At 73.2% G+C, this 24,246-nt stretch carries 22 protein-coding genes; 14 read left to right on the plus strand and 8 right to left on the minus strand.

Annotated features, from left to right (window positions below; genetic code table 11):
- Positions 1-179: 179 nt before the first annotated feature.
- Both ACIA6B_RS26075 and mca read right to left on the minus strand, forming a co-directional pair.
- The gene (locus tag ACIA6B_RS26075; protein WP_396777197.1) at positions 180-464 is read right to left on the minus strand and encodes a hypothetical protein; all 285 of its coding nucleotides are present in this window, start codon (positions 462-464) and stop codon (positions 180-182) included.
- 48 nt (positions 465-512) lie between these two features.
- The gene (gene mca, locus ACIA6B_RS26080) at positions 513-1,394 is read right to left on the minus strand and encodes a mycothiol conjugate amidase Mca (RefSeq protein ID WP_396777199.1); all 882 of its coding nucleotides are present in this window, start codon (positions 1,392-1,394) and stop codon (positions 513-515) included.
- A 243-nt stretch (positions 1,395-1,637) separates the two neighbouring features.
- Here mca and ACIA6B_RS26085 point away from each other — a divergent pair, with 243 nt between their 5' ends.
- Together ACIA6B_RS26085 and greA are read left to right on the plus strand one after the other, a co-directional pair.
- The gene (locus ACIA6B_RS26085; RefSeq protein WP_396777201.1) at positions 1,638-2,069 is read left to right on the plus strand and encodes a DUF4307 domain-containing protein; all 432 of its coding nucleotides are present in this window, start codon (positions 1,638-1,640) and stop codon (positions 2,067-2,069) included.
- 148 nt (positions 2,070-2,217) lie between these two features.
- Positions 2,218-2,718 (plus strand): transcription elongation factor GreA, encoded by a 501-nt coding sequence (gene greA, locus ACIA6B_RS26090; protein ID WP_107162318.1) that lies wholly within the window; start codon positions 2,218-2,220, stop codon positions 2,716-2,718.
- Positions 2,719-2,842: 124 nt separating this feature from the next.
- On the opposite strand, the gene ilvA is transcribed toward greA, so the two are convergent.
- Genes ilvA through ACIA6B_RS26110 form a run of 4 tightly spaced genes read right to left on the minus strand, consistent with a single transcriptional unit; the run spans position 2,843 to position 7,641 of the window.
- Positions 2,843-4,063 (minus strand): threonine ammonia-lyase, encoded by a 1,221-nt coding sequence (gene ilvA / locus ACIA6B_RS26095; protein WP_396777203.1) that lies wholly within the window; start codon positions 4,061-4,063, stop codon positions 2,843-2,845.
- Positions 4,060-5,019: a DUF4328 domain-containing protein gene (locus tag ACIA6B_RS26100; RefSeq protein WP_396777205.1), complete on the minus strand. Its 960-nt coding sequence runs from the start codon at positions 5,017-5,019 to the stop codon at positions 4,060-4,062. Before ACIA6B_RS26100 ends, ilvA begins: the two co-directional genes overlap by 4 nt.
- A gap of 51 nt (positions 5,020-5,070) precedes the next feature.
- Entirely contained in the window at positions 5,071-6,483 is a 1,413-nt protein-coding gene (locus ACIA6B_RS26105) for an amidase (protein ID WP_396777207.1), read from the minus strand.
- Positions 6,484-6,498: 15 nt separating this feature from the next.
- The gene (locus ACIA6B_RS26110) at positions 6,499-7,641 is read right to left on the minus strand and encodes a cystathionine gamma-synthase (RefSeq protein ID WP_396777209.1); all 1,143 of its coding nucleotides are present in this window, start codon (positions 7,639-7,641) and stop codon (positions 6,499-6,501) included.
- 265 nt (positions 7,642-7,906) lie between these two features.
- On the opposite strand from ACIA6B_RS26110, the gene ACIA6B_RS26115 reads away from it, so the two are divergent.
- From ACIA6B_RS26115 to ACIA6B_RS26150, 8 genes are all read left to right on the plus strand, one after another.
- Positions 7,907-8,323, plus strand: coding sequence for an HIT family protein (locus tag ACIA6B_RS26115; protein WP_396777211.1), 417 nt, complete (start codon positions 7,907-7,909; stop codon positions 8,321-8,323).
- Positions 8,324-8,457: 134 nt separating this feature from the next.
- A complete protein-coding gene (locus tag ACIA6B_RS26120) occupies positions 8,458-9,432 on the plus strand; it encodes a Fic family protein (protein WP_396777213.1) in 975 nt (324 codons plus the stop codon).
- Between the two features lie 74 nt (positions 9,433-9,506).
- On the plus strand, positions 9,507-10,169 hold the full coding sequence (gene msrA, locus ACIA6B_RS26125; RefSeq protein WP_396777214.1) for a peptide-methionine (S)-S-oxide reductase MsrA: 663 nt from the start codon (positions 9,507-9,509) through the stop codon (positions 10,167-10,169).
- A gap of 199 nt (positions 10,170-10,368) precedes the next feature.
- Complete coding sequence (locus ACIA6B_RS26130; protein WP_396777216.1) at positions 10,369-12,159, plus strand: N-acetylglutaminylglutamine amidotransferase; 1,791 nt, start codon at positions 10,369-10,371, stop codon at positions 12,157-12,159.
- 2 nt (positions 12,160-12,161) lie between these two features.
- Positions 12,162-14,003 carry an N-acetylglutaminylglutamine synthetase gene (gene ngg / locus ACIA6B_RS26135; protein WP_396777218.1) on the plus strand — a complete coding sequence of 614 codons (1,842 nt, stop codon included), beginning with the start codon at positions 12,162-12,164 and terminating at the stop codon, positions 14,001-14,003.
- Positions 14,000-15,184, plus strand: coding sequence for an osmoprotectant NAGGN system M42 family peptidase (locus ACIA6B_RS26140; RefSeq protein WP_396777220.1), 1,185 nt, complete (start codon positions 14,000-14,002; stop codon positions 15,182-15,184). Before ngg ends, ACIA6B_RS26140 begins: the two co-directional genes overlap by 4 nt.
- A 304-nt stretch (positions 15,185-15,488) precedes the next feature.
- The gene (locus tag ACIA6B_RS26145) at positions 15,489-16,418 is read left to right on the plus strand and encodes a ribonuclease Z (RefSeq protein ID WP_396777222.1); all 930 of its coding nucleotides are present in this window, start codon (positions 15,489-15,491) and stop codon (positions 16,416-16,418) included.
- Positions 16,415-16,924, plus strand: coding sequence for a GNAT family N-acetyltransferase (locus tag ACIA6B_RS26150; RefSeq protein ID WP_396777224.1), 510 nt, complete (start codon positions 16,415-16,417; stop codon positions 16,922-16,924). Before ACIA6B_RS26145 ends, ACIA6B_RS26150 begins: the two co-directional genes overlap by 4 nt.
- 31 nt (positions 16,925-16,955) lie before the next feature.
- Here the strand turns inward: ACIA6B_RS26150 and ACIA6B_RS26155 are convergent, their stop codons facing one another.
- Positions 16,956-18,326: a cystathionine beta-synthase gene (locus tag ACIA6B_RS26155; RefSeq protein ID WP_396777225.1), complete on the minus strand. Its 1,371-nt coding sequence runs from the start codon at positions 18,324-18,326 to the stop codon at positions 16,956-16,958.
- Between the two features lie 73 nt (positions 18,327-18,399).
- Positions 18,400-18,756 (minus strand): YkvA family protein, encoded by a 357-nt coding sequence (locus ACIA6B_RS26160; RefSeq protein WP_281944153.1) that lies wholly within the window; start codon positions 18,754-18,756, stop codon positions 18,400-18,402.
- A 133-nt stretch (positions 18,757-18,889) separates the two neighbouring features.
- Between ACIA6B_RS26160 and ACIA6B_RS26165 the strand changes: the two genes are divergently transcribed.
- The 4 genes from ACIA6B_RS26165 to ACIA6B_RS26180 are packed head-to-tail and all read left to right on the plus strand — an operon-like array spanning position 18,890 to position 23,620.
- Entirely contained in the window at positions 18,890-19,936 is a 1,047-nt protein-coding gene (locus ACIA6B_RS26165; protein WP_396777228.1) for an SGNH/GDSL hydrolase family protein, read from the plus strand.
- Between the two features lie 22 nt (positions 19,937-19,958).
- Positions 19,959-20,774: an SGNH/GDSL hydrolase family protein gene (locus ACIA6B_RS26170; RefSeq protein ID WP_396777230.1), complete on the plus strand. Its 816-nt coding sequence runs from the start codon at positions 19,959-19,961 to the stop codon at positions 20,772-20,774.
- 58 nt (positions 20,775-20,832) lie between these two features.
- Positions 20,833-22,095 (plus strand): acetyl-CoA C-acetyltransferase, encoded by a 1,263-nt coding sequence (locus ACIA6B_RS26175; RefSeq protein ID WP_396777232.1) that lies wholly within the window; start codon positions 20,833-20,835, stop codon positions 22,093-22,095.
- Between the two features lie 40 nt (positions 22,096-22,135).
- The gene (locus ACIA6B_RS26180; protein ID WP_396777234.1) at positions 22,136-23,620 is read left to right on the plus strand and encodes a CHAD domain-containing protein; all 1,485 of its coding nucleotides are present in this window, start codon (positions 22,136-22,138) and stop codon (positions 23,618-23,620) included.
- Positions 23,621-24,246 lie beyond the last annotated feature (626 nt).

Here is a 24,246-nt window from a genome sequence, read left to right on the forward strand (position 1 = left end):
GCCCCGCCCCGGGAGGGCCCGGAATCGGGGCACGGTCGGGGCCCGTGGCTGTCCTCGACATCGACGCCCCCCTTCCGCGCAGGGTCCGGGGCCTGACGGTCCCCCCGGCGGAAGGCTAAGCCAAAGCCGGTGGTCGCAACAGGGGTCGACGACCGACTTGGGCGTGATTCACGTGGTGTTCAGCTGTTGCGGCGCTGCTGGGAGCCGTTGGGAGTATTCGTCGGTGAATCCTGCTCGACGGTCCCCTCTGTCGGATCGACGACCGCCGCGTCGACCCGCCCCGGCTCGGCCTGGTGCGGGAACCGGTCCGGCAGCCGGCGCAGCCGGGCGTTCATGTTGCGGATCAGCAGGACGGTGACGGTGGCCAGCGCGACGATGAGGAAGAGGCCCATCGGGCCGGCCAGACCACCCGTGCGGGTGTCACCGAAGTTGTTCTCCGCGAGCACCTGGGCGGTGGTCAGCATGGTGTTCCTCCGATGTGCGGCTGACGACCAGGGTAGCCCGCGCCGACGTCAGTGGGCACGGCACGTCTCGCGCACGCCGGCGAAGAGGTCGGACTCGGGGAGCGGGCTGTCCACCAGCGAACGGGCGAGTTGGAAATCCTCCGTGGGCCAGGCGCGCTGCTGGAGGTCCATCGGCACCTGGAACCAGAACCCGTCCGGGTCGATCTGGGTGGCGTGGGCGCGCAGCGCGTCGTCGCGGACCGGGAAGTAGGCGGCGCAGTCGACCCGGGTGGTGATCCGGTCGCCCTTGTCGGGGCGGTCCTCCCAGCGCTTCATCCACTCCACGTACGGCGACTCGCGGCCGGCGGCGAGCATCGCCTCGTGCAGGCTCATGATCTTGGCACGGGAGAAGCCCACGTCGTAGTAGAGCTTGAGCGGCTGCCACGGCTCGCCCAGCTCCTGGTGGCGCTCCGGGTCGCCGGCCGCCTCGAACGCGGCCACGGTGACCTTGTGGGTCATGATGTGGTCCGGGTGCGGGTAGCCGCCCTCCTCGTCGTACGTGGTGACCACGTGCGGGCGGAACTGCCGCATCAGCCGCACCAGTGGCGCGGCGGCGACCTCCACCTCCTGGAGGGCGAAGCAGCCCTCCGGTAGCGGCGGCAACGGGTCGCCCTCGGGCAGCCCGGAGTCGACGAAGCCGAGCCACGCCTGCTCGACGCCGAGGATCGCGCGGGCGGCGTCCATCTCGGCCCGGCGGATGTCGCCGATGTTGGCCCACACGTCCGGCCGGTCCATCTTGGGGTTCAGCACGCTGCCCCGCTCGCCGCCGGTGCACGTGACGACAAGCACCTCCACCCCCTCGGCGACGTATTTCGCCATGGTGGCGGCGCCCTTGCTCGACTCGTCGTCGGGATGGGCGTGCACCGCCATGAGACGCAGTTGCTCTGCCACCTTGGGCGCTCCTCGTCTGTGCCCACCGGCCGACCCACCCGGGCCGACCGGCTGACCTGCCGGAATCTCCCCCCGCGCCCGCGAAAGCCCCCGTGCTGGCCGGCCGGCACCCCGCCGGAGTGGCCGGGACCACTCGGGCCGCTCGGGGCCGACCTGCCATCCTTGGCTCAGCGCCGGGCTGGGAAGATGGACCCTGCCATTCTTGCCGATGCCGCCGACAACAACGCCAGGAGATACCCGCCGGTGAGCGAGACGCACGCCACAGTCGTACCGGGCACGCCGGTCTTCCCGCCCGGCCGCTACGGCCGCCGCCGGGAGCCGGGTCGCCGCCGGCCGCTTCTGCTCGCGCTGACCGTGGCGGTGGTGCTGGCCGTGCTCGGGTTGGGAGCCGCGAAGCTCTACACCCAGTACGGCGACCCGGAGTACCGGGGCGAGATGATCAGTTACACCGGGATCACCGACTCCCGGGTGGTGGTCGACTTCCGGGTCACCGTGCCGCCGGGCGGCGCGGCCACCTGCCTGCTGCGGGCCCGCTCGCACGACGGCGCCGAGGTGGGCCACGTCGAGGCCACGGTGACCGCCGGGCCCGGCCAGCGGCACGTCCGGGCCAGCCAGGAGGTGCCGACCAGCGCCCGGCCGTTCATCGGTGAGGTGTTGCGCTGCCGACCGGCCTGAGCCGGAGCGCCGGCGAGCCGCCGGACCTCGCACCCGGGTGGGTCCCGCCGCCGGCACCCCGGGTGATCGAGCGCACCCGGACGGGCACGGCACTGGTAGCTTGGTAGTTCACCTGTCAGCCAGTCCGCACCAACCGAGGAGATCGCCTGTGTCCACCAACGGAAACGAGGCGCCCGCCACCTGGCTGTCCCAGGACGCGTACGACCGCCTGCAGGGCGAGCTCGACGAGCTGATCGCCAACCGGCCGGTCATCGCCGCCGAGATCAACGCCCGGCGCGAGGAGGGCGACCTGCGGGAGAACGGTGGCTACCACGCCGCCCGCGAGGAGCAGGGCAAGGCCGAGGGACGCATCCTCTACCTCAAGGAGCTGCTCCGCACCGCCAAGGTCGGTGAGGCGCCGGATGCCGACGCGGTGTCGCCCGGCATGGTCGTGACGATCTACTTCGACGACGACGCCGACGACACCGAGACCTTCCTGCTCGGCTCCCGCGAGATCGCCTCCACCACCGAGCTGACCGTCTACAGCCCCGAGTCGGCGCTCGGTAAGGCGATCCTCGGTGGCAAGGCCGGCCAGACCTGCACCTACACGGCGCCGAGCGGCGCCGACATAAAGGTGACCGTGGTGTCCTTCGAGCCGTACTCCGGCTGACCCCGCTGGCGGACCCGCGCCGGCCGGCTCGGGTCCGACCCGACCGAGGCTGACAGGCTCCTCGGACCCGAGCCACACCACGCGAACGCCCCGACCGGATCATCCGGCCGGGGCGTTCGCGATCTCACACGGCGCCGACCAGATCCACCTGGTAGCCGCTGGCCCGCAATGCGCTGATCAGCTTGTCCGAGTGCGTCACCCCGCGGGTCTCCACCGAGAGCGCCACCTCCACCTCCCCGAGCCGCAGGTGCGGGTTCGCCCGCTGGTGCACCACGTCCACCACGTTGGCCCGGTGCCCGGCGATCTCACCGAGCAGCGAGGCGAGCTGCCCGGGCCGGTCCGTACAGCGCACCGTGATGCGCAGGAAACGCCCGGTCGCCGCCAGCCCGTGCTCGATCATCCGGAGCATCAGCAGCGGGTCGATGTTGCCGCCGGAGAGCACCGCGACCACCGGCGACTCCACCTCCACGACGGCCGCCAGCAGCGCCGCCACGCCGACCGCGCCGGCCGGCTCCACCACCTGCTTGCCGCGCTCCATCAACGTCAGCAACGCCCGCGAGATGTCCTCCTCGGAGACCGTGACCACGTCGTCGACCAGCCGCTGGACGTGGGTGAACGTCAGTGCGCCGGGACGACCCACGGCGATGCCGTCGGCGATCGTCGAGAAGGCGGGCAGCCGCACCGGCTCGCCGGCCAGCAGCGAGGGCGGGAAGGCGGCAGCGCTCGCCGCCTGCACCCCGATCACCCGGATGTCCGGGCGCAGCGCCTTGGCCACCACCGCGATCCCGGAGACGAGGCCGCCGCCGCCCACCCCGGTCACGATGGTGCGCACGTCGGGGCACTGTTCGAGGATCTCCAACGCCACCGTGCCCTGACCGGCGATGACGTCCGGATGGTCGAACGGGTGGATGAACACCGCGCCGGTCTGCTCCGCGAACGCCTGCGCCGCGACCAGCGCCTCGTCGACGGTGGTGCCGACCAGTTCGATGCGGGCGCCGTACCCCTTGGTCGCGGAGACCTTCGGCAGCGGCGCGTTCACCGGCATGAAGACGGTGGCCTCCGCGCCGAGCAGGCCGGCGGCGAGCGCCACGCCCTGGGCGTGGTTGCCGGCGCTGGCCGCCACCACGCCCCGGGCCCGGTCCTGCGCCGAGAGCCGGGAGATCCGCACGTACGCGCCGCGCACCTTGTACGACCCGGCGCGCTGCATGTTCTCGCACTTGAGCATGACCGGCCCACCGAACGCGGCGCTGAGCGGCCGGAACGGCTCCAGCGGGGTGGTCCGGGTGACGCCGGCGAGCAGCTCCCGCGCGGCCTGTACGTCGGCGAGACCGACCAGTTCCGTCATGCCCCGATCGTGCCACCCGCACCGGGCGGAAGCTGCGGCGACGTCGCCACGGGCGCACCGGGCGCGGGCCCCACGACAGGTGCGGGGCCGGCCGCCCCGGCCGCCGACCAACCGGGCCGGCCAGCCTGGCCGGACGGCCCTGACCAGCCGGAATGTCCCGGCCAGCCGGGGTGACCGGGCCAGCCGGGGAACGCCGGTCGGGCCCGCGCGATCCGGTCCTGCTGGGCGACGGAGATCCGGCGAACCAGCACGACGAAAGAGATCGCGGCGACCAGGCAGGCGAGCACCGGCAACAGGCGGGGTGCGAGCGCCTCCCGGTAGAACGTGACGTACGTGGCGAACTCGGCCTCGCTACGCGGCCACTCGGTCAGCCGCTCGTACCGCTGCTCCTCCAGCTGCGCCACCACCCGCTCCCCGATGGAGAAGACCAGCCAGGCCGCCCACCAGAGCGGCACCAGCCACGGCGTGCGGCGGCGCCACAGGCTGAACCGCGCCACCTCGGCCACCACCCGGGCCGGCACGACGAAGTTGGCGAACGGCACCAGCCAGCCGGCGATCGCCCAGGCGGGGCTCTGCGTCGGCGCGGCGCCGGAGAACGCGTCCAGGTTCTTGCGCACCCGCCACGTCCAGATCACCACCAGCGTGGCGGCCACCAGCACGGCCAGGATGAACGGCAGGGTGAGCAGGACCTCGGCGAGCACCGCGCCGAGCAGCACGTCCCGGTCGAGCTGCTCGGCGGCCGAGCGGGCCAGGCGAACGCCGAGCAGCGGGAAGAGCGCGGAGAGCGTGAACAGCGCGGCGGTCGCGCCGACCGCGACGCAGACGGCCGACCCCAGGCCCCGGACCGGGTACGTGGGCACGCCGGGCAGCACCGGGGGCTGGCCGTGGCGGGTGCCGCAGCGCTGGCACTCGTCGAAGGCGGGCGAGGTGGCGTCCCCGCAGGTCTGGCAGTGCATCGGGACCGTCCGGAGGAGTGCGCGCGACAGGGACGCGCACACGTTAGACGATCACGCGACGGCCGGTGACCCCGTTCCGACGCGGGGATAGCCGGGGGCGTGCCGCTGCCACGGCGCCTGCATCTCGAACTGGCCGGCCACCCCGAGCAGCAGCAGCTCGGAGCCGGGCGGGCCGACGAACTGCACCCCCACCGGCAGCCCGTCCGGGCGACGCCCGACCGGCACCACGATCGACGGCAGGCCGGCGATGTTCCACGGCGCGGCGTACGGGGCGTACCTGATGTTCGTCGACATGTTCGCCAGCCAGGAGCGGCCGGACCAGCCGGCGGCCTCCGGCGGCGGCCCGGCCAGCGCCGGGGTGAGCAGCAGGTCGACCGACTGGTCGTCGAAGAAGTGCACCGACCGTTCGCGCCAGGCGGCCCGGTCGGCCTCCCTGACGTACCCCCGACGCTGCGCCCACTCGCCGAGCGCGACGTGCCGGCGGCTGCGCCGCTGGAGCTGGCGTGGCGCCACACCGGCGGCCCGCACGTCGGCGGCGGCCGCCGCGAACCAGGTGGCGATGCCCTGGAGGCCCAGCCGGGTCGGGTAGACCGGGTCGGCCGGGACGGTGTCGTGCCCGGCGGCGGCCAGCAGCCGGCCGGCGGCGGCCACCGCGTCGGAGTTCGGCGCGTCCGGCGAGACGCCCCGGACCGGGGAGCGCAGCGAGACGCCCACCCGCAGCCGCGGCGGCGGGACCAGCTTGTCCGGCCGGCGGCCGGCCAGCACCGAGAAGCCGACCACCGCGTCCGCCACCGTCCCGGTCAGCATGCCGTGCTCGGTGAGACCGAACCAGTCGTCCGCGCCGAGCTGGCAGGGCACCACGCCCCGGCCGGGCTTGAGCCCGACCAGACCGCAGCAGGCCGCCGGGATGCGGATCGAGCCGAGGCCGTCGTTGCCGTGCGCCATCGGCACCAATCCGGCGGCCACCGCGGCGGCGGCGCCGCCGGAGGAGCCGCCGGGGGTACGCGTCCGGTCCCAGGGGTTGCGGGTCACGCCGGTGTCGTCGTCGGTGAGGGCCCAGAGGCCGAGTTCCGGCATCCGGGTCACCCCGAGGATCACCGCGCCCGCGCCGCGCAGCCGCCGGACCACCTCGTGGTCGGCCTCCGCCACGCCGGTACGCATCGCGGCCGACCCGTTCCAGGTGGGCAGGCCGGCCACCGGCGTGTTCTCCTTGACCGCCACCGGCACCCCGGCCAGCGGCAGGTCGGCCAGTTCCTCCTGCTCGTCGACCTTCTCCGCCTCGGTGATCGCCTCGCCGCCCCGGACCGTGCGGAACGCGGCCAACTCGGCGTCGACCCGTGACACGTGGTCGAGGTGGTCGGCCACCACCTGGGTGGCGGAGACGTCGCCGCGGCGTACCGCGCGGGCGATCTGCTTCGCGGTCGCCCCGACCCAGGTCGTCGGCAAGATGTCCGGCACTGCCACCCTCCCGTCCAGCGGTCAGCCCAGTGCCTGCTCCAGATCGGCGAGCAGGTCGTCGACCGTCTCGATGCCGACAGACAGTCGCACGAGATCGCCGGGAACTTCAAGCGGCGAGCCGGCAGCGCTGGCGTGTGTCATCCGGCCGGGGTGCTCGATCAGGGACTCCACCCCGCCGAGCGACTCGGCGAGCACGAACAGCCGGGCCCGGTTGCAGATCTCCACGGCGTGCTCCTCACCGCCCGCCGCGCGGAACGAGATCATGCCACCGAACCGGCGCATCTGCTTGGCGGCCACCTCGTGACCCGGGTGCGACGGCAGGCCCGGGTAGAGCACCTGGGCGACCTTCGCGTTGCCGTCCAGGTAGGCGGCGATCCGCTCGGCGTTGTCGCAGTGCCGGTCCATCCGTACCCCGAGGGTCTTGATGCCGCGCAGCGTGAGCCAGGCGTCGAAGGGGCCGTTGACCGCGCCCATCGCGTTCTGGTGGTAGCGCAACTCCTCGCCGAGCCCGCGGTCCGCCGCGACCAGCGCGCCGCCGACCACGTCGGAGTGCCCGCCGACGTACTTCGTGGTGGAGTGCACCACCACGTCCGCGCCGAACGCGATCGGCTGTTGCAGGTACGGCGAGGCGAACGTGTTGTCGACCACCAGCAGCGCGTCGGCGTCGTGCGCCACGGCGGCCAGGGCGGCGATGTCGGCGATGCCGAGCAGCGGGTTCGTCGGCGTCTCCACCCAGACGATCCGGGTGGCGCCGGGCCGGATCGCGGCCCGGACCGCGGCCGGGTCGGAAACCTTCGCCGGGGTGTAGTCCAGGCCCCAGCGCTCGGCCACCTTCGCGAACAGCCGGTAGGTGCCGCCGTACGCGTCGTCCGGGATCACCACGTGGTCGCCCGGCTTGCAGACGGTCCGCAGCAGGGTGTCCTCGGCGGCCAGACCGCTGGCGAAGGCGAGCCCGACCGGGCCGCCCTCCAGCGCGGCCAGGCACTCCTGCAACGCGTCCCGGGTGGGGTTGCCGGAGCGGCTGTACTCGTAGCCCTCGCGGGGCGCGCCGACCGCGTCCTGGGCGTACGTGCTGGTCTGGTAGATCGGAGGGATCACCGCGCCGGTGCGGGCCTCCGGGTCCTGGCCGGCGTGGATGGCGAGCGTCTCGAAGCCGTGACTCATGCCCGAGACGTTAGTCCCGCCGGTTCACCCCGGTTCCGGGAACCCGGCGCGCGGGTCACAACCGGGAGCTCGTCGCCCGGTCGGCCATACTGGGCCGGTGAGTTCGACCGAAGCGCTGCCCTCGCGCCTGCACAGCGTCGTACACCGAATCCCCACGTCGCTCGCGCTCTGGGAGAGCCGAATGCCCGGCCTCACCGCATAGCCATGGACCGCCCGGTCGGGGACAGGGCACGCCCGGCGGGACCGGTGGGCCTAGCCTGGGCGGATGGCTGGGTGCGTGTTCTGCGGGATCGTGGCCGGTGAGGTGCCGGGCTTCGTGGTGACGGACGAGCCGGACGGGGTGGCGTTCCTCGACACCCGGCCGGTGTTCAAGGGCCACGTGCTGGTGGTGCCGCGCACCCACCTGGTGGCGCTGACCGACCTGCCGGGCGACGCGCTGCCCGGCTACTTCCGGCTGGTGCAGCGGATCGCGGCGGCGGTGGAGACCGGTCTGGGCTCCGGTGGGACGTTCGTGGCGATGAACAACAAGGTGTCCCAGTCCGTCCCGCACCTGCACACCCACGTGGTGCCCCGAACCAAGGGTGACGGGCTGCGCGGCTTCTTCTGGCCCCGGACCCGCTACGCCGACGACGCCGAGGCGACCGGCTTCGCCGGGCGGATCTCGGCTGCGCTGGGTGGCTGAGAGGAGGCCCGCCGGAGCAGGCGCTCGGCGCGTCTCCCCGGAGTCGACAATTTTGTTCGGTACGTTTTGATTCCTCGAAACGAACAAAATTGGAGCAGGTCATGTCCGGCCCTGGGCGCCCTTCCCGCGCCGCCGTGTACCAGCGCATGGAGGAGGCAGTTCGCGAACTGCGAGACCGGCTGGGCGGGCTACCGACACCCGCCGAGGCGGAAGACATCTGGGCCGAGATCTGGCACCAGGAGGCGCACCACAGCACCGCCATCGAGGGGAACACCCTCGTTCTCCAGGAAGTCGAGAAGCTTCTCGACGAGGGTCGCGCCGTCGGGGCCAAACCGCTGCGGGACTACATGGAGGTCCGGGGCTACGCCGACGCGGCCCGATGGGTTTACGGCCAAGCGTTGGAGCCCGGCGAGTGGCAGTCCGAAACGCTGCTCTCACTTCAGGAGGTGCGGCACATCCATCACGTCGCGATGACCCCGGTCTGGACGGTCGACCCGCACCCGCACGCCACCGACCTCGAAGGGCCCGGCAACTTCCGACGGCACGAGATCGCACGCTTCCCCGGCGGGATGAAGCCGCCGTCCTGGCCGGAGGTCGATGCGCGGATCCGGAGTTGGCTCGACCGTGTCGCGGAACTGCAGGCGAAGACGGAAACACCCCTTGCCGAACGGCTGGCGGTGCTTCACAACGACTTTGAAGCCATTCATCCGTTCCTCGACGGAAACGGTCGAACAGGCCGCCTGGTGCTGAGCCTTCTTCTCGGCAGGCTGGGTTATCCGCCCGCCATCATTTACAAGCGGGACCGGGATGCCTATCTACGCGCCATGCGCCGGGCCGACGTCGGCGACCCCGGGCTGTTGGGAGAGCTGATCGCCCGCAGCGTCACCGCGAACCTCTACCGCTTCGTCATGCCCGCGGTGGCCGGTCCGGTGAAGTTGCTGCCGCTTCCCGCGTTGGCCACGGCCGACCTGACCGAGAACGCCCTTCGCGTTGCCGCCATGAGAGGTCGACTGAGAGCCGTCAAGGCGGACGACGGCACGTGGCGAAGCAGCCAGAAGTGGGTGAACGACTACACGAAGAGCCGTTACCGGCGCGGCCGGCCTGCCTGACGGTCGCCCGAACGGGTAAGGAACCGGGGACCGGCGCTGTTACACGCTGGGAAAGCCACGAGAGGAGTCCCACCGTGTTCCTCCGCCGCATGAAGGCCGAGATGATCACTCCCGACCAGGCCCTGCCGGGCCGCCCGCTCGCCATGCCGGTCGCCGACCGGCACGAGGTGCTGCCGTCCTCGCTGAAGGGCCCGTTCCCGGAGGGCGCACAGGTCGCCGTCTTCGGCATGGGCTGTTTCTGGGGCGCCGAGCGCCTGTTCTGGACGCTGCCCGGCGTGCTCACCACGTCGGCCGGCTACGCGGGCGGGTACACCACCAACCCGACGTACGAGGAGGTCTGCTCGGGCATGACCGGGCACGCCGAGGTGGTCCAGGTGGTCTACGACCCGTCGACGATCAGCTACGAGGACCTGCTCAAGGTCTTCTGGGAGAACCACGACCCGACCCAGGGCATGCGCCAGGGCAACGACGTGGGCACCCAGTACCGCTCCGCGATCTACACCACCACCGACGAGCAGCTCGCCGCCGCCAAGGCGTCGCGGGACGCGTTCGCGCCGATCGTGGCGCGCGCCGGCAAGGGTGAGATCACCACGGAGATCACGCCGCTGGGCGACTACTTCTTCGCCGAGGACTACCACCAGCAGTATCTGGCGCCGACGAAGAACCCGAACGGCTACTGCAACCACGGGCCCAACGGGCTGAGCTGCCCGGTCGGCGTGGCCCGCACCGCCGGCTGATCTCGGACAGCCGCCCACCGGGCCTGCGGTGTTCGTCACACCGTGGGCCCGGCGCATTTCCGGCATCCGTCCCGCGCGGGCAGGAACCGAGACCGTGACAGGCAACCACCGTCGGTGATGGCGCATCGTAGCAAGCTGTCACACGTTCGTCATCGTCTCAACAGGCGAACTGCAACAAGCTCTGGCAGCATTGGCTCGTATGTGCGGACTTGCGGGAGAGTTCCGTCGTGACGGTTCACGGGCCGATGTCTCGGCCGTGGAACGGATGGCGGCCACGATGAGTGACCGAGGGCCCGACGACAGCGGCATCTGGTCGCAGGGCCCGACCGCGCTGGGGCACCGGCGCCTGAAGATCATCGACTTGTCCGCAGCCAGCGGCCAACCCATCGTGGACGCCGCCGCGGGCCTCACCGGGGTCTTCAACGGCTGCATCTACAACTATCGCGAGCTGCGCGCCGAGTTGCAGGCCAAGGGACACCGCTTCTTCTCCGCCGGGGACAGCGAGGTCGTGGTCAAGGCGTACGCCGAGTGGGGGCTCGACTTCGTCGACCACCTGGTCGGCATGTTCGCGGTGGCGATCAGCGAGCGGGACTCCGGCCGTCTGGTGCTGGCCCGGGACCGGCTCGGCATCAAGCCGCTGTACCTGGCCGAGAGCCCCGGCGTGGTGCGCTTCGCCTCCACGCTGCCGGCGCTGCTGGCCGGTGGCGGCGTCGACACCACCATCGACCGGGTGGCGCTCGCGCACTACCTGAGCTTCCACAGCATCGTGCCGCCGCCGCGGACCATCCTCGCCGGCGTCACCAAGCTGCCGCCGGCCACGGTCCGGGTGTACGAGGCGGACGGCACCACCCGCGAGCGGGTCTACTGGGACCCGACGTTCGGCCGGGCCGCCGAGCGGGCCGGCTGGTCCGAGCGGGACTGGCAGGACGCGCTGCTCGACTCGCTCACCACCGCGGTACGCCGCCGGATGGTGGCCGACGTGCCGGTGGGTGTGCTGCTCTCCGGCGGCCTCGACTCCAGCCTGGTGGTCGCGCTGCTGGCCGGCGAGGGGCAGGCCCGCTCCGGCCTGGCCACGTTCTCCATCGGCTTCGACGCGGTGGGCGGCCGGGAGGGCGACGAGTTCGTCTACTCCGACCTGGTGGCGAAGACGTTCGGCACCGACCACCACCAGATCCGGGTGCCCACCGGCGACCTGCTGCCGCCGCTGGAGGCCGCCGTGGCGGCCATGAGCGAGCCCATGGTCAGCCACGACTGCGTGGCGTTCTGGCTGCTCAGCCAGGAGGTCGCGCGGCACGTGAAGGTGGTCCAGTCGGGCCAGGGCGCGGACGAGATCCTGGGCGGCTACCACTGGTACCCGCCGCTGGCCGGGGTGGACCGGGAGGCGGCGCTCGACACGTACGCGAAGGCGTTCTTCGACCGCGACGCGGCCGGACTGGCCCGGGTGCTCAACCCCGACTGGCTGGCCGACGGCGACCCGGCGCGCGAGTTCGTCGCCGCGCACCTGGGTCGGCCGGGCGCGCAGACCGCTGTCGACGCCGGCCTGCGGATCGACACGCAGGTCATGCTGACCGACGACCCGGTGAAGCGGGTCGACAACATGACCATGGCGCACGGGCTGGAGGCCCGGGTGCCGTTCCTCGACCACGAGTTCGTCGAGCTGGCCGCGAGCTGCCCGCCGGAGCTGAAGCTGGCCCAGGGTGGCAAGGGCGTACTCAAGGAGATCGGCCGCCGGGTGCTGCCGCACGAGGTCATCGACCGGCCGAAGGGCTACTTCCCGGTGCCGGGCCTCACCCACCTGGAGGGCAAGCTCCTCGACCGGGTACGCGACGCGCTCGGCGCCCCCGAGGCGCGCCGCCGTGACCTGTTCCGCGCCGACTACGTCGACGCGCTGCTCGCCGACCCGAACGCCGAACTGACCCCGTTGAACGGAAACAAGCTGTGGCAACTGGGACTCCTGGAAATGTGGCTCCAGAGCCACGGAATCGACTGACCGTGACCGACACCCTCGCCACCGGCTCGGCTCGCACCGACCGGGAACGGGTGCTGGGCCGGCGTCGGGAACGCACCGGCCCGGGCGGTGACCCGGTCGCCCCCGGTACGCCGGAGCCGGCGCTGCCGTCCACGGCCGTGGCCACCGACGCCTCCGGCGTGGTGCTGGACTGCGGCTGGGGCCGGCTGGTCTTCGGCCAGACCTTCACCGACCAGGTGCACGTCGCCGACGTGCTGCGCTCCGAGGCCAACGGCGCCCGGGACATCTGCATCTACCTGCGCGACCCGCACGTGCTGGTCTCCCGGCTGCCGGACGAGCTGTTCATCGACCCGTCGCTGACCTACCGGCTGCCGCTGGGCGAGCACCGGCCGGCCGCCACCGAGGGCGAGGAGATCCCCGGGTTGACCGTCCGGCCGCTGCGCGACGCCGACGACGCGGACGCGGTGAACCGGATCTACGCCCGCAACGGCATGGTCACCGCCCCGGTCGAGGTGCTGGTGGACAACGCCGCCACCGACCGGTTCCTGCACCTGGTCGCCGAGAACGCGGCCGGCGAGGTGGTCGGCACCATCACCGGCGTGGACCATGTCGCGGTCTTCGCCGACCCGGAGCGGGGTGCCAGCCTCTGGTGCCTGACGGTGGACTTCAACACCGCGCCGCCCGGCACCGGCCAGGCGCTGCTGACCGCGCTCGCCGACCAGCTCGACGCACGCGGCCGGGCGTACGTGGACCTGTCCGTGCTGGCGGAGAACTCGGGCGCGATCCGGCTCTACGAGCGGCTCGGCTTCCACCGCACCGGCACGCTCTGCGTGAAGCGGAAGAACCCGATCAACGAGCGGCTGTTCCTGCCGGCCATGCCCGAGGGTTACGACGAGCTGAACCCGTACGCGAAGATCGTCGCGGACGAGGCGATGCGGCGCGGCATCCGGGTGGAGGTGACCGACCCGCACTGGGGTGAGCTGAAGCTGACCAGCGGCGGCCGGACCATCCACACCCGCGAGTCGCTGTCGGAGCTGACCTCGGCGGTGGCGATGAGCCGCTGCGACGACAAGCGGGTGACCCGGCGCATCCTCACCGAGGCGGGCCTGTCCGTGCCGCGTGGGCGCACCGCCACCGGCGAGCCCGACGACCTGGCGTTCCTGGCCGACGTCGGCCCGGTCGTGGTCAAGCCGGCGCGCGGCGAGCAGGGCAACGGGATCACCGTCGGCGTCCGGACGCCGGAGGCGCTGACCGCGGCCGTCGAGCTGGCCCGGCGGTTCTGCCCGGACGTGCTGATCGAGGAGTTGCGCGCGGGCGAGGACCTGCGGGTGGTGGTGATCGACCACGAGGTGGTGGCCGCCGCGGTCCGCCGGCCGGCGCAGATCACCGGCGACGGCGTGCACGACGTCACCGAGCTGATCGGGCGGCAGAGCCGCCGCCGGGCCGCCGCCACCGGTGGCGAGTCCCGGATCCCGATCGACGACATGACCCGCGAGGTGGTGGCCGAGGCCGGCTACCAGATGCACGACGTGCTGCCGGAGGGTCAGGTGCTGGCGGTCCGCCGGACGGCCAACCTGCACACCGGTGGCACCATCCACGACGTGACCGCCGAGCTGCACCCGGTGATCGCCGAGGCGTGCGTGACGGCCAGCCGGGCGCTGGACATCCCGGTCACCGGGCTGGACCTGCTGGTGCCCGCGCCGGACGCCCCGGAGCACGTGTTCATCGAGGCCAACGAACGGCCGGGACTGGCCAACCACGAGCCGCAGCCGACCGCCGAACGCTTCGTCGACCTCCTCTTCCCGGGCACGCGGGCACCGCAGCGACTCTGGTCGCCGGCCGGTGCGGCAGGCTCTGGGGCATGACCGCACGCAAACCCCAACCGCTCAAGCTCGACCTCGAATACCTGCGCCAGGTGCTGGTGGAACTGCTGGAGATCCCCAGCCCGTCCGGGCGCACCGACCACATCCAGCAGTACGTCGGCGAACGGCTCTCCGCGCTCGGGATCAGCTCCACGCTGACCCGGCGCGGGGCGCTGAGCGCCTGCCTGCCCGGACCCCGGCCGACCGGCGCGGACCGGGCCGTCGTGGTGCACACCGACACCATCGGCGGCATGGTGAAGCGGCTCAAGGAGAACGGGCGGCTGGAGATCAACCCGATCGGCACACACAGCGCCCGCTTCGCCGAGGGCGCCCACGTGCGGATCTTCACCGACGACCTGGACCGGGTGGTCACCGGCCAGGTGCTGCCGCTGAAGGCGAGCGGGCACCGCTACAACGAGGCGGTCGACCTCCAGGGCGTCGGCTGGGAACTGGTCGAGGTCCGGGTGGACGAGCCGGTGCACGACGAGGCCGGCCTGCGGGCGCTCGGCATCGACGCCGGGGACTTCGTCGCGCTGCTGCCCAACCCGACCATCACCCCCACCGGGTACGTCAAGTCCCGGCACCTGGACGACAAGGCCGGGGTGGCCGCGGTGCTGACCGCGTTCAAGGCGATGGTCGACGCCGGCGTCACCCCGGCGGTCACCGCGCACCTGCTGGTCACCGTCACCGAGGAGATCGGCCACGGCGCCAGCCACGGGCTCGACCCGGACGTGGCGGAGATCGTCTCGGTGGACGCCGCGGTGGTCGCGCCCGGCCAGCAGTCCCGGGAGACCGCCGCCACGCTGGCCATGGGCGACGGGGTCGGGCCGTTCGACTACCACCTGACCCGCAACCTGGCCGCCATCGCCAAGGAGCACGGCGTCGACCTGGTCCGTGACGTCTTCGACTACTACCGCTCGGACGCGGCGTCCGCGGTCGAGGCCGGCGCGCACGCCCGGGTGGCGCTGCTCGGCTTCGGCGTGGACGCCACCCACGGCCACGAGCGGACCCACCTCGACGGCCTCCACCAGCTCACCCAACTGCTCTGCCTCTACCTCCAGAGCCCGCTGGTCTTCCCGGAGTGGGACGCCGAGCCGGAGGGCGACCTCGCCGACTTCCCGTCGCTGGCGGTGCAGCCGGCGCACGAGGACGGCCCGCGCGAGGGCCCGATCGGCGTGGAGTGAACGTCTGTGATCGAAATCCGTTGCCGATGCCGCCGGGAAGTGGATAGCGTGGCGGTACACGGGAAAGGAGGTGGTCCAGACTTGTATAGCAATCGGACTCGTGAGGTGGCTGTCCGCTAGCCGCTGTCCTCGACAGTGAAACACCGTCCGCCGCGAGGCGGGCAGCTCGATCGTCGAGACCGTGTGGCAGCGGTGCGGCGAAACCACGACAGCCACCCGACCCCCGGGGTGCCGGCCCAGTCCAGCCGGCCCGCGCGCGAGCGCGGAAGCCCCGGGGGTCGTTCCATGTCAGCCGGAGGATGCGGTGTCGATGCGTGAGCTGGTGGTGCTCGGCACGGCCAGTCAGGCCCCCACCCGGGCCCGCAACCACAACGGTTACCTGCTGCGCTGGGACGACGAGGTGATCCTCTTCGACCCGGGCGAGGGCAGCCAACGCCAGATGCTGCACACCGGCGTGACCGCCACCGACCTGACCCGGATCTGCGTCACCCACTTCCACGGCGACCACTGCCTCGGGCTGCCCGGCATGATCCAGCGCCTCTCGCTGGACCGGGTCCCGCACCCGGTGGCCGTGCACTTCCCGGCCGGCGGCGGCGACTACTTCGCCCGGCTGCGGCACGCGTCCAGCTTCCACGAGACCGCCGAACTGGCCGTCGAGCCGATCGACGCCGACGGGCAACGGATCACGCTGGGCGTCGGCACACTGGAGGCCCGCCGGCTGCGCCACCCCGTCGAGACGTACGGCTACCGGCTCGTCGAGCCGGACGGCTGCCGGATGCTGCCGGAGCGGCTGTCCGCGTACGGCATCGTCGGTCCGGCGGTGGGGCAGTTGCTGCGCGAGGGCCACCTGGACGTCGGCGGACGCCGCGTCACCACCGACGAGGTGAGCGTCACCCGGCCGGGGCAGCGGTTCGCGTTCGTCATGGACACCGGGCTCTGCGACGGCGTGTTCGCGCTGGCCGAGCACGCCGACCTGCTGGTCATCGAGTCGACGTTCCTGGCGTCGGAGGCCGCGCTCGCCGCCGAGGTCGGCCACCTCACCGCCGGCCAGGCCGCGCGGGTGGCCACCGAGTCGGGGGTACGCACGCTCGTGCTCACCCACTTCTCCCAGCGGTACGCCGACCCGCGCCGCTTCCACGACGAGGCCCGCGAGCACTTCGCCGGCGACCTGGTGATCGCCGAGGACCTCCAGACGGTGCCGGTGCCGCCCCGGCGGGTACCGTCGCCCGGGTGACCGTCTCCCTACGCCCCGCGACCGAGGCCGACCTGCTGCCGGTCGGCGCCCTGCACCAGCGCTCCCGGGTGGCGGCGTACGCGTCGTTCCTGCCCCCCGAGGCGCTGGCCGAGCCCACCGCCGAGGCGATGGGCCACTACTGGGTGGAACGGTTGACCTGGGAGGGCACGGACCACCGGATGACCGTGGCCGAGCGGGACGGACGGCTGGTGGGCTTCAGCTATCTCGGGCCGGACGACGAGGGCGACCCGGCGACCGGGCTGCTCCACGCCCTGCATCTCGACCCGGACGAGCGGGGCCGGGGCACCGGCCGGGCGCTGATGCTGGACGCGCTGGACGCGGCGCGCGCCCGTGGGTGGACCCGGGCGGCGCTGTGGGTGCTTGCCGACAACGCGTCCGCGCGCCGCTTCTACGAGCGCGGCGGCTGGCACGCCACCGGCACCCGGCGCACCGACCGGATCGGCCCCCGGCGGGTCGCCCGGCTCCGCTACGCGCGGGAGGTGTGAGGGGCCCCGTCGCCGGGTCCCCGCACCCCGCTCAGCGCGCGCCGAGGTGGGCCAGCAGGTCCTGCCGGGTCAGCACACCCTTGGGCTTGCCGTCGACCAGCACGAGCGCCGCGTCGGCCTTCTCCAGCAGCGTCACCGCCTCGCTGACCGGCTGACCGCCGCCGATCATCGGCAGCGGCTCGCCCATGTGCCGCTCGATCGTGTCGTGCAGGTGGGCCTGGCCGGTGAAGAGCGCGTCGAGCAGGTCCCGCTCGGCGATCGAGCCGGCCACCTCGCCGGTCACCACCGGCGGCTCGGCCTTGAGCACCGGAAGCTGGGAGACGCCGTACTCGCGCATGTAGTCGATGGCGTCCCGGACCGTCTCGGTCGGGTGCACGTGCACCAGCTCGGGCAGGCCACCCGGCTTGCCGCCGAGCGCGTCGGCCACGGTCGGCTCGGCGCCGGCGTCGTCCAGGAAGCCGTACCGGGCCATCCAGCGGTCGTTGAAGATCTTCGAGAGGTAGCCCCGGCCGCCGTCCGGCAGCAGCACCACCACCACGTCGTCCGGGCCGGCCTTGCGGGCCACCTCCAGCGCGCCCACCACGGCCATGCCGCAGGAGCCGCCGACCAGCAGCCCCTCCTCACGCGCCAGCCGGCGGGTCATCTCGAACGACTGCTTGTCGGACACCTCGACGATCTCGTCGGCGACGGACCGGTCGTACGTCTCCGGCCAGAAGTCCTCGCCGACGCCCTCGACCAGGTAGGGCCGGCCGGTGCCGCCGGAGTAGACCGAGCCCTCCGGGTCCGCGCCGATCACCTTCACCCGGCCCTCGGACGCCTCCTTGAGGTAGCGGCCGATGCCGGAGATGGTGCCGCCGGTGCCGACGCCGGCGACGAAGTGGGTGATCTTCCCTTCGGTCTGCCGCCACAGCTCCGGGCCGGTCGTCTCGTAGTGCGAGCGCGGGTTGGCCGGGTTGCTGTACTGGTTGGGCTTCCACGCGCCGGGGATCTCCCGGGCCAGCCGGTCGGAGACGTTGTAGTAGGAGCGCGGGTCCTCCGGCGCGACGGCGGTCGGGCAGACCACCACCTCGGCGCCGTACGCCCGCAGCACGTCCTGCTTGTCCTGGCTGACCTTGTCCGGGCAGACGAACACGCAGCGGTAGCCCCGGAGCTGGGCCACCAGGGCCAGCCCGACGCCGGTGTTGCCGCTGGTCGGCTCCACGATCGTGCCGCCCGGCCCGAGGATGCCCGCCTTCTCGGCGTCCTCCACCATGCGCAGCGCGATCCGGTCCTTGACCGAGCCGCCCGGGTTGACGTATTCCACCTTCGCCAGCACGGTCGCCTGGATGCCCTCGGTGACGTTGCGCAGGCGAACCAGCGGGGTGTTGCCGATCATCTCGACGACGTTGTCGTAGTACCGCACCTCGTTGTGCCCTTCGTAGCGCCGCCGTCGGAGGGCGGCCGGTCAGCCGGTTCGCCGCCCAGCGTACGTGCCCTCAGGGGGCCACCTGCCCCGGGATGACGGAGCTGCGTCGTGCCTCCCACTCCAGGAACCGCTCGGTCTCGGCGAGCACGCTGCCGGCCAGCCAGGTGACCATGACGGCGTCGTCGGCCAGCCCGAAGATCGCCAGCGGGATCTCCGGCAGCAGGTCGATCGGGGAGACGACGTACGCCGCCGCGCCGGCCATCAACGCCAGGCGCAGCCCGCCGTCGTACTCCCCCCGCCCGGTGGCCCGGATCATGCGCGGCAGCGCCGCCAGTCGGGCGCCCAACGACGGCCCGCCCCGCGCCCCGGCCGCCAACGCCCGGGCCAACGCGGCGAACGCGGCGCTGCGCTTCAACGTCTTCCCCATGATTCCGCCTCTCTTCGCCCGACCAGGGTGCGGCCCCGGGGCAAGCCCACCCCACCCCGGTACCCAGAACGGCCGGCTCCCAGCCGCCCGATCGAGGACAGCGGTCGTCGTACCGGCGCGATACTGTCGATTCATGGGGGACGTCGGTTCCGTCGTGCCGGCCCGCTGGCAACGCGCCCGGCAGATCGCCCGCCTCGCGGCGATCGGCACGGGCGCCACGGTGGCGGCCACGGCTGCCACCGGTGGTGTGCTGCTCGGCCAGGCCCGGCAGGCCCGCCGCACCATCCCGATGGCCGAGGCGCCGCCACCACGCTGCGACGGCGTCTACGGCGCGCGGTTCCCCGGCCAGCCGGTCACCATGGTCGTCCTCGGCGACTCCTCCGCGGCCGGTTACGGCGTGCACCGACGCCGGGAGACGCCCGGCTCGCTGCTGGCCACCGGGCTGTCCCGCCGGCTGCACCGCCCGGTCCGGCTGCACCGGTTCGCCGTGGTGGGCGCGCTGTCGGCCGGGCTGAAGCCGCAGGTCGAGTCCGCCCTGGAGGTCACACCGGACGTGGCGGTGGTGCTGGTCGGCGGCAACGACGTCACCAACCGCACCCCGCCGGCGTTGGCCGTGCGCTACCTGGTCGACGCGGTCCGCACGCTGCGCGCCGCCGGGTGCGAGGTGGTCGTCGGCACCTGCCCCGACCTGGGCACGATCCGGCCGATCCAGCCGCCGCTGCGGTGGCTGGCCCGACGCTGGAGCCGCCAGCTCGCGGCCGCCCAGACGGTGGCCGTGGTGGAGGCGGGCGGCCGGACGGTCTCCCTCGGTGACCTGTTGGGGCCGCGGTTCGCCGCCGAGCCCGGCCGGATGTTCGCCTGGGACCGGTTCCACCCCTCCGCGGAGGGGTACGCGATGGCCGCGGCGGCGCTGCTGCCCACCGTGCTCTCCGCGTTGGGCGCGGTGCCGGAACGCCGGCCTTCGCGCACCGGGCTGGAAGGCGTACGGTCGCTCCCGGAGGCGGCCCACCAGGCGGCCCGGCACGCCGGCACGGAGGTCAGCGGCGCCCAGCTCCGGGGCCGCGACCGCGGGCCGGGTGGGCGGTGGGCGCAGCTCCGCCGGCGAGCGTTCTTCGGCGTCGGCGCGATGCCCCCCAGCGGCACCGCCACCGACTCGGCCACGCTGGAGGGAATGGCATGAGCGAGCGAAGCGGAGTGCCGGCATGAGCGGATCGAACGAGACGGCGGCCCGGTGGGGCCGGGCCGCGGCGCTGTCGCTGCTGGCTGGCACGGTGGGTGGCGCGGCGGTCCTCGCCGGCCAGGCCATCGCCGCCCGCACCCGGGAGTACGCCCAGCCCGAGCTGGGTCTGGTGCTGCGCGCCACGGTCGGCCGGGCCGACGCGCCGCCGCTGCGGCTGGTGCTGCTCGGCGACTCGTCGGCGATCGGGGTGGGCGTCGACCGGTTCGAGGAGACCATCGGCGGCCAACTCGCCCACCTGCTCGCCGAGGGGCCGACCGGCCGGCGGGTGCACCTGTCCAGCGTCGGGGTCTCCGGTTCCCGCGCCACCGACCTGGCCACGCAGGTGGCCCGCGCGCTGCTCGGCGAGCGGCCCGACGTGGCGGTGGTGCTGATCGGGGCGAACGACGCCACCGCCATGGGCCGTCCGGCCGACGCGGCGGCCTACCTCGGCTCGGCGGTCCGCCGGCTGCGTGAGGCCCACATCGAGGTCGTCGTCGGCACCTGCCCCGACCTCGGCGCGGTACGCGCGGTCGCCGCTCCGCTGCGCCAGGTGCTCGGCTGGTCCGGGCGGCGGATGGCGCGGGCCCAGACAACGGCCGTGCTGGACGCCGGTGGCACCGTCGTCGACCTGGGCACCGAGACCGGCCCGGTGTTCCGGGCCGACGCCGGCACGCTCTGCCACGACGGCTTCCACCCCTCCGCGGACGGCTACCGGGTCTGGGCGCACGCGCTGCTCCCGGCCGTCGAGGCCGCCGCCGCGGTCGCGTTCCGGCACCACCGCCGACCGCCGGCGGGGTGACATTTCCCGCCCGGGGCGCGGCTTCCACCACAAGTTACCCGCGGGTTAACGTTGGTTCATGCCGATTGAGTCGCCCCGCGACGCCGTCATCGTCGCCACCGCCCGGTCCCCCATCGGCCGCGCGTTCAAGGGTTCCCTGCGCGAGGTCCGCCCGGACGACCTCGCCGCCACCATCGTCCAGGCCGCCCTCGACAAGGTGCCGGCGCTCGATCCCACCACCATCGACGACCTCTACCTCGGGTGCGGTCTGCCCGGCGGTGAGCAGGGCTTCAACATGGCCCGGGTGGTCGCCACGCTGCTGGGCCTGGACGGGCTGCCCGGCGCCACGCTGACCCGCTACTGCGCCTCCTCGCTCCAGACCACCCGGATGGCGATGCACGCGATCCGGGCCGGTGAGGGCGACGTGTTCGTCTCCGCCGGTGTGGAGATGGTCTCCCGTTACGCCCGGGGCAACTCGGACACGCTGCCGCCGGAGGCGCAGGCGCTGGTCGGCGGCGGTTGGGAGAACCCGCGCTTCGCCGAGGCACGCGAGCGCTCGCAGGCCCGCACGCAGGCCGGCGCCGAGGTGTGGACCGATCCGCGGGAGGCCGGCCGGCTGCCGGACATCTACCTCGCCATGGGGCAGACCGCGGAGAACCTGGCCCAGGTGTACGACGTCACCCGCGCGGACATGGACGCGTTCGGCGTCCGCAGCCAGAACCTGGCCGAGAAGGCGATCGCGGACGGCTTCTGGGCCCGCGAGATCACGCCGGTCACCACGCCGGACGGCACCGTGGTCGGCGCCGATGACGGCCCCCGCCCCGGGGTGACCCTGGAGGGCGTGGCCGGCCTCAAGCCGGTGTTCCGCCCGGACGGCCGGATCACCGCCGGCAACTGCTGCCCGCTGAACGACGGCGCCGCCGCCGTAGTGATCATGAGCGCCGGCCGGGCGGCCGAGCTGGGGCTCACCCCGCTGGCCCGGATCGTCTCCACCGGCGTCACCGCGCTCTCCCCGGAGATCATGGGCCTCGGCCCGGTCGAGGCGTCGAAGCAGGCGCTGAAGCGGGCCGGCATGACCATCGACGACGTCGACCTGGTGGAGATCAACGAGGCGTTCGCCGCCCAGGTGATCCCGTCGTACCGGCAGCTCGGCATCCCGGAGGAGAAGCTGAACGTGGCCGGTGGCGCGATCGCGGTCGGTCACCCGTTCGGCATGACCGGCGCCCGGATCACCGGCACCCTGCTCAACGCGCTGGAGTGGCACGACAAGACCATCGGCCTGGAGACCATGTGCGTCGGCGGTGGCCAGGGCATGGCCATGGTGCTCGAACGACTGAGCTGAACCCGGTTCACCACGGCACGCGCCGGGTACCGGAGCCCGCATGGCGACCGTCGTGGAACGCGAGCGCAAATTCTCCGGCGACGGGGGTTTCCGGCTGCCCGACCTGACCGGGTGCGGTGGCGTCGTGACCATGTCCGACGCCACCGACTCGGAGCTGGACGCCGTCTACTGGGACACCGACGACCTGCGACTGCTGCGCAGTGGTCACGCGCTGCGGCGGCGTACCGGCGGGCACGACGCGGGCTGGCACCTCAAGGTGGGCGCGGTCGGTGGACCCCGGGTCGAGCACCAGTTCCCGGCCGGGCCGGCCGACGCCGGCCCACCGGCCGAGCTGGTCGCGTTGATCCGGGGCACGTCCCGGGGTCGGCCGGTGGCCCCGGCGGCCCGGATCGTCAACCACCGCCGGGAGCGACGGCTGCTGGACGCCGACGGTCGCGTGCTGGCCGAGGTGGCCGAGGACGACGTCCGGTCCGAGGACCTGGTCGACGGCACCGCCCAGACCTGGCACGAGATCGAGGTCGAGCTGGTCGACGGCGACGACGAGCTGCTCGACGCGGTGTCCGCCCGGCTGGCCGGGGCCGGTGCCCGGGGGGTGCCGGTCAGCAAGTCCCACCGCGCGGTCGCCGGGCGGCTCTCCCGGTTCGACGACCGGGCGCCCACCGGCCCGGCCGAGCCGGTCGTGAGGTACGCCCGGAAGCAGCGGGACGCGATCGTCGGCAACCACGCGGCGGCGTACCAGGGGGACGCGGACGCGGTGCACGACATGCGCGTCGCGATCCGCCGGCTGCGGGCCACGCTGCGCACGTTCCGCGGCCTGTGGGACCGGCGGGAGAGCGAGGCGGTCCGGGGCGAGCTGCGGCAGCTCGGCGGCGACCTGGGTGCGGTCCGCGACGTTCAGGTGCTGACCGCCCGACTCGCCGCGGCGGTGCACGAGCTGCCCGACGAGCTGGTGCTCGGCCCGGTCGCCGCGCGGATCGGGGAGCGGTTCGCCGCCGACCTGGCCGGATCGACCACCGCCCTGCGCGCGGCGCTGGACGCGGACCGTTATCCCGACCTGCTGTCCCGCCTGGACCGGCTGCTCGACGGCCCGACCAACGAGGTGAACCGCCGCTGGGTGGACCGCCGGGTACGCCGCGCGGTGCGCCGCGCCGACGAGCGGCTGGACCGGGCGCTGGCCGACCGCGGACCGGCCGGGGACACCGCCCTGCACGAGGCGCGCAAGAAGTACAAGGCGGCCCGGTACGCGGTGGAGGTCCGGGTACCCGACGCCGGCAAGCCGGCCGCCCGCCTGGTGAGGCGGCTCAAGACGCTCCAGAATCTGCTCGGGACGCACCAGGACTCGGTGGTGACCCGGGAGGCGCTGCGCCGGCACGCGCTGCGGGCGTACGCCGAGGGCGAGAACACGTTCACCTACGGCCTGCTGCACGCGCGGCAGGCCGAGGCCGCCGGGCACGACCGGCCGGCGGTGCTGCGCGCGCGGGACCGGTCCCGCCAGCGCACGGTGCGCCGCTGGCTGAAGCCCTGATCACCGACTCTCACTTCGCCCGCCACCCGACTACCTGAGCCGTACCCGCTGCCCGGCCCAGCCACCCGGCAGGCCCCCGGAGTCCGGCCGAGAAGTCCGACCCAGAAGTCCGGCCCGGAGTCCGGCCCAGAAGTCCGACCCGGGAGTCCGACCCAGAAGTCCGGCCCAGAAGTCCGGCCCGGGGGGGTCTGGCCCGGGAGTCCGGCCCGGCTGCTCCGGCTGCCTCCGGCCACCGGCCCGCCCCTCGGGTAGGGGGATGCTCCGGTCGCCACCGCCTACCAACTTGATGGCGTAAACGGGTCGGCCTTGATGGCGTAAACGAGTCCGCGCCGCGCGGCGGTCGCCGCACCCGGTCCACGTCGTCCGCCCGACCCATCCACGCCATCAACCTCGTAGGCACCCGACAGACCACGGCACAACCGCCGCGCTGCGACCGCCCGGACCACCGAACCCGAAACGCGCTGCGCCTCGCCCGCGATCTTGCACTTCCGGCCCGAGGTTCGCCCGTCATGTCCGATTAACCGGGGCGACAAGTGCAAGATCTGTGAAGGTGTTTGTCAAGCGGTGGCTTCGAGGGTGCGCCAGATTTGGCGGGCTATGTAGCGTTTGAGGCTGCGGGTGATCTC

The organism is Micromonospora sp. NPDC051141, assembly GCF_044455765.1.
Lineage (GTDB): Bacteria > Actinomycetota > Actinomycetes > Mycobacteriales > Micromonosporaceae > Micromonospora.

Excerpts from the sequence above, each read along its gene's own strand:
- ACIA6B_RS26100 (WP_396777205.1), bottom strand. The coding sequence starts at position 5,019 with ATGCACTGCCAGACCTGCGGGGACGCCACCTCGCCCGCCTTCGACGAG.
- ACIA6B_RS26110 (WP_396777209.1), bottom strand. The coding sequence starts at position 7,641 with ATGAGTCACGGCTTCGAGACGCTCGCCATCCACGCCGGCCAGGACCCG.
- ACIA6B_RS26115 (WP_396777211.1), top strand. The coding sequence starts at position 7,907 with ATGGCTGGGTGCGTGTTCTGCGGGATCGTGGCCGGTGAGGTGCCGGGC.
- ACIA6B_RS26130 (WP_396777216.1), top strand. The coding sequence starts at position 10,369 with ATGTGCGGACTTGCGGGAGAGTTCCGTCGTGACGGTTCACGGGCCGAT.
- ACIA6B_RS26175 (WP_396777232.1), top strand. The coding sequence starts at position 20,833 with ATGCCGATTGAGTCGCCCCGCGACGCCGTCATCGTCGCCACCGCCCGG.
- ACIA6B_RS26140 (WP_396777220.1), top strand. The coding sequence starts at position 14,000 with ATGACCGCACGCAAACCCCAACCGCTCAAGCTCGACCTCGAATACCTG.
- ilvA (WP_396777203.1), bottom strand. The coding sequence starts at position 4,063 with ATGACGGAACTGGTCGGTCTCGCCGACGTACAGGCCGCGCGGGAGCTG.
- ACIA6B_RS26075 (WP_396777197.1), bottom strand. The coding sequence starts at position 464 with ATGCTGACCACCGCCCAGGTGCTCGCGGAGAACAACTTCGGTGACACC.
- ACIA6B_RS26170 (WP_396777230.1), top strand. The coding sequence starts at position 19,959 with ATGAGCGGATCGAACGAGACGGCGGCCCGGTGGGGCCGGGCCGCGGCG.
- ACIA6B_RS26180 (WP_396777234.1), top strand. The coding sequence starts at position 22,136 with ATGGCGACCGTCGTGGAACGCGAGCGCAAATTCTCCGGCGACGGGGGT.
- ACIA6B_RS26160 (WP_281944153.1), bottom strand. The coding sequence starts at position 18,756 with ATGGGGAAGACGTTGAAGCGCAGCGCCGCGTTCGCCGCGTTGGCCCGG.
- ACIA6B_RS26165 (WP_396777228.1), top strand. The coding sequence starts at position 18,890 with ATGGGGGACGTCGGTTCCGTCGTGCCGGCCCGCTGGCAACGCGCCCGG.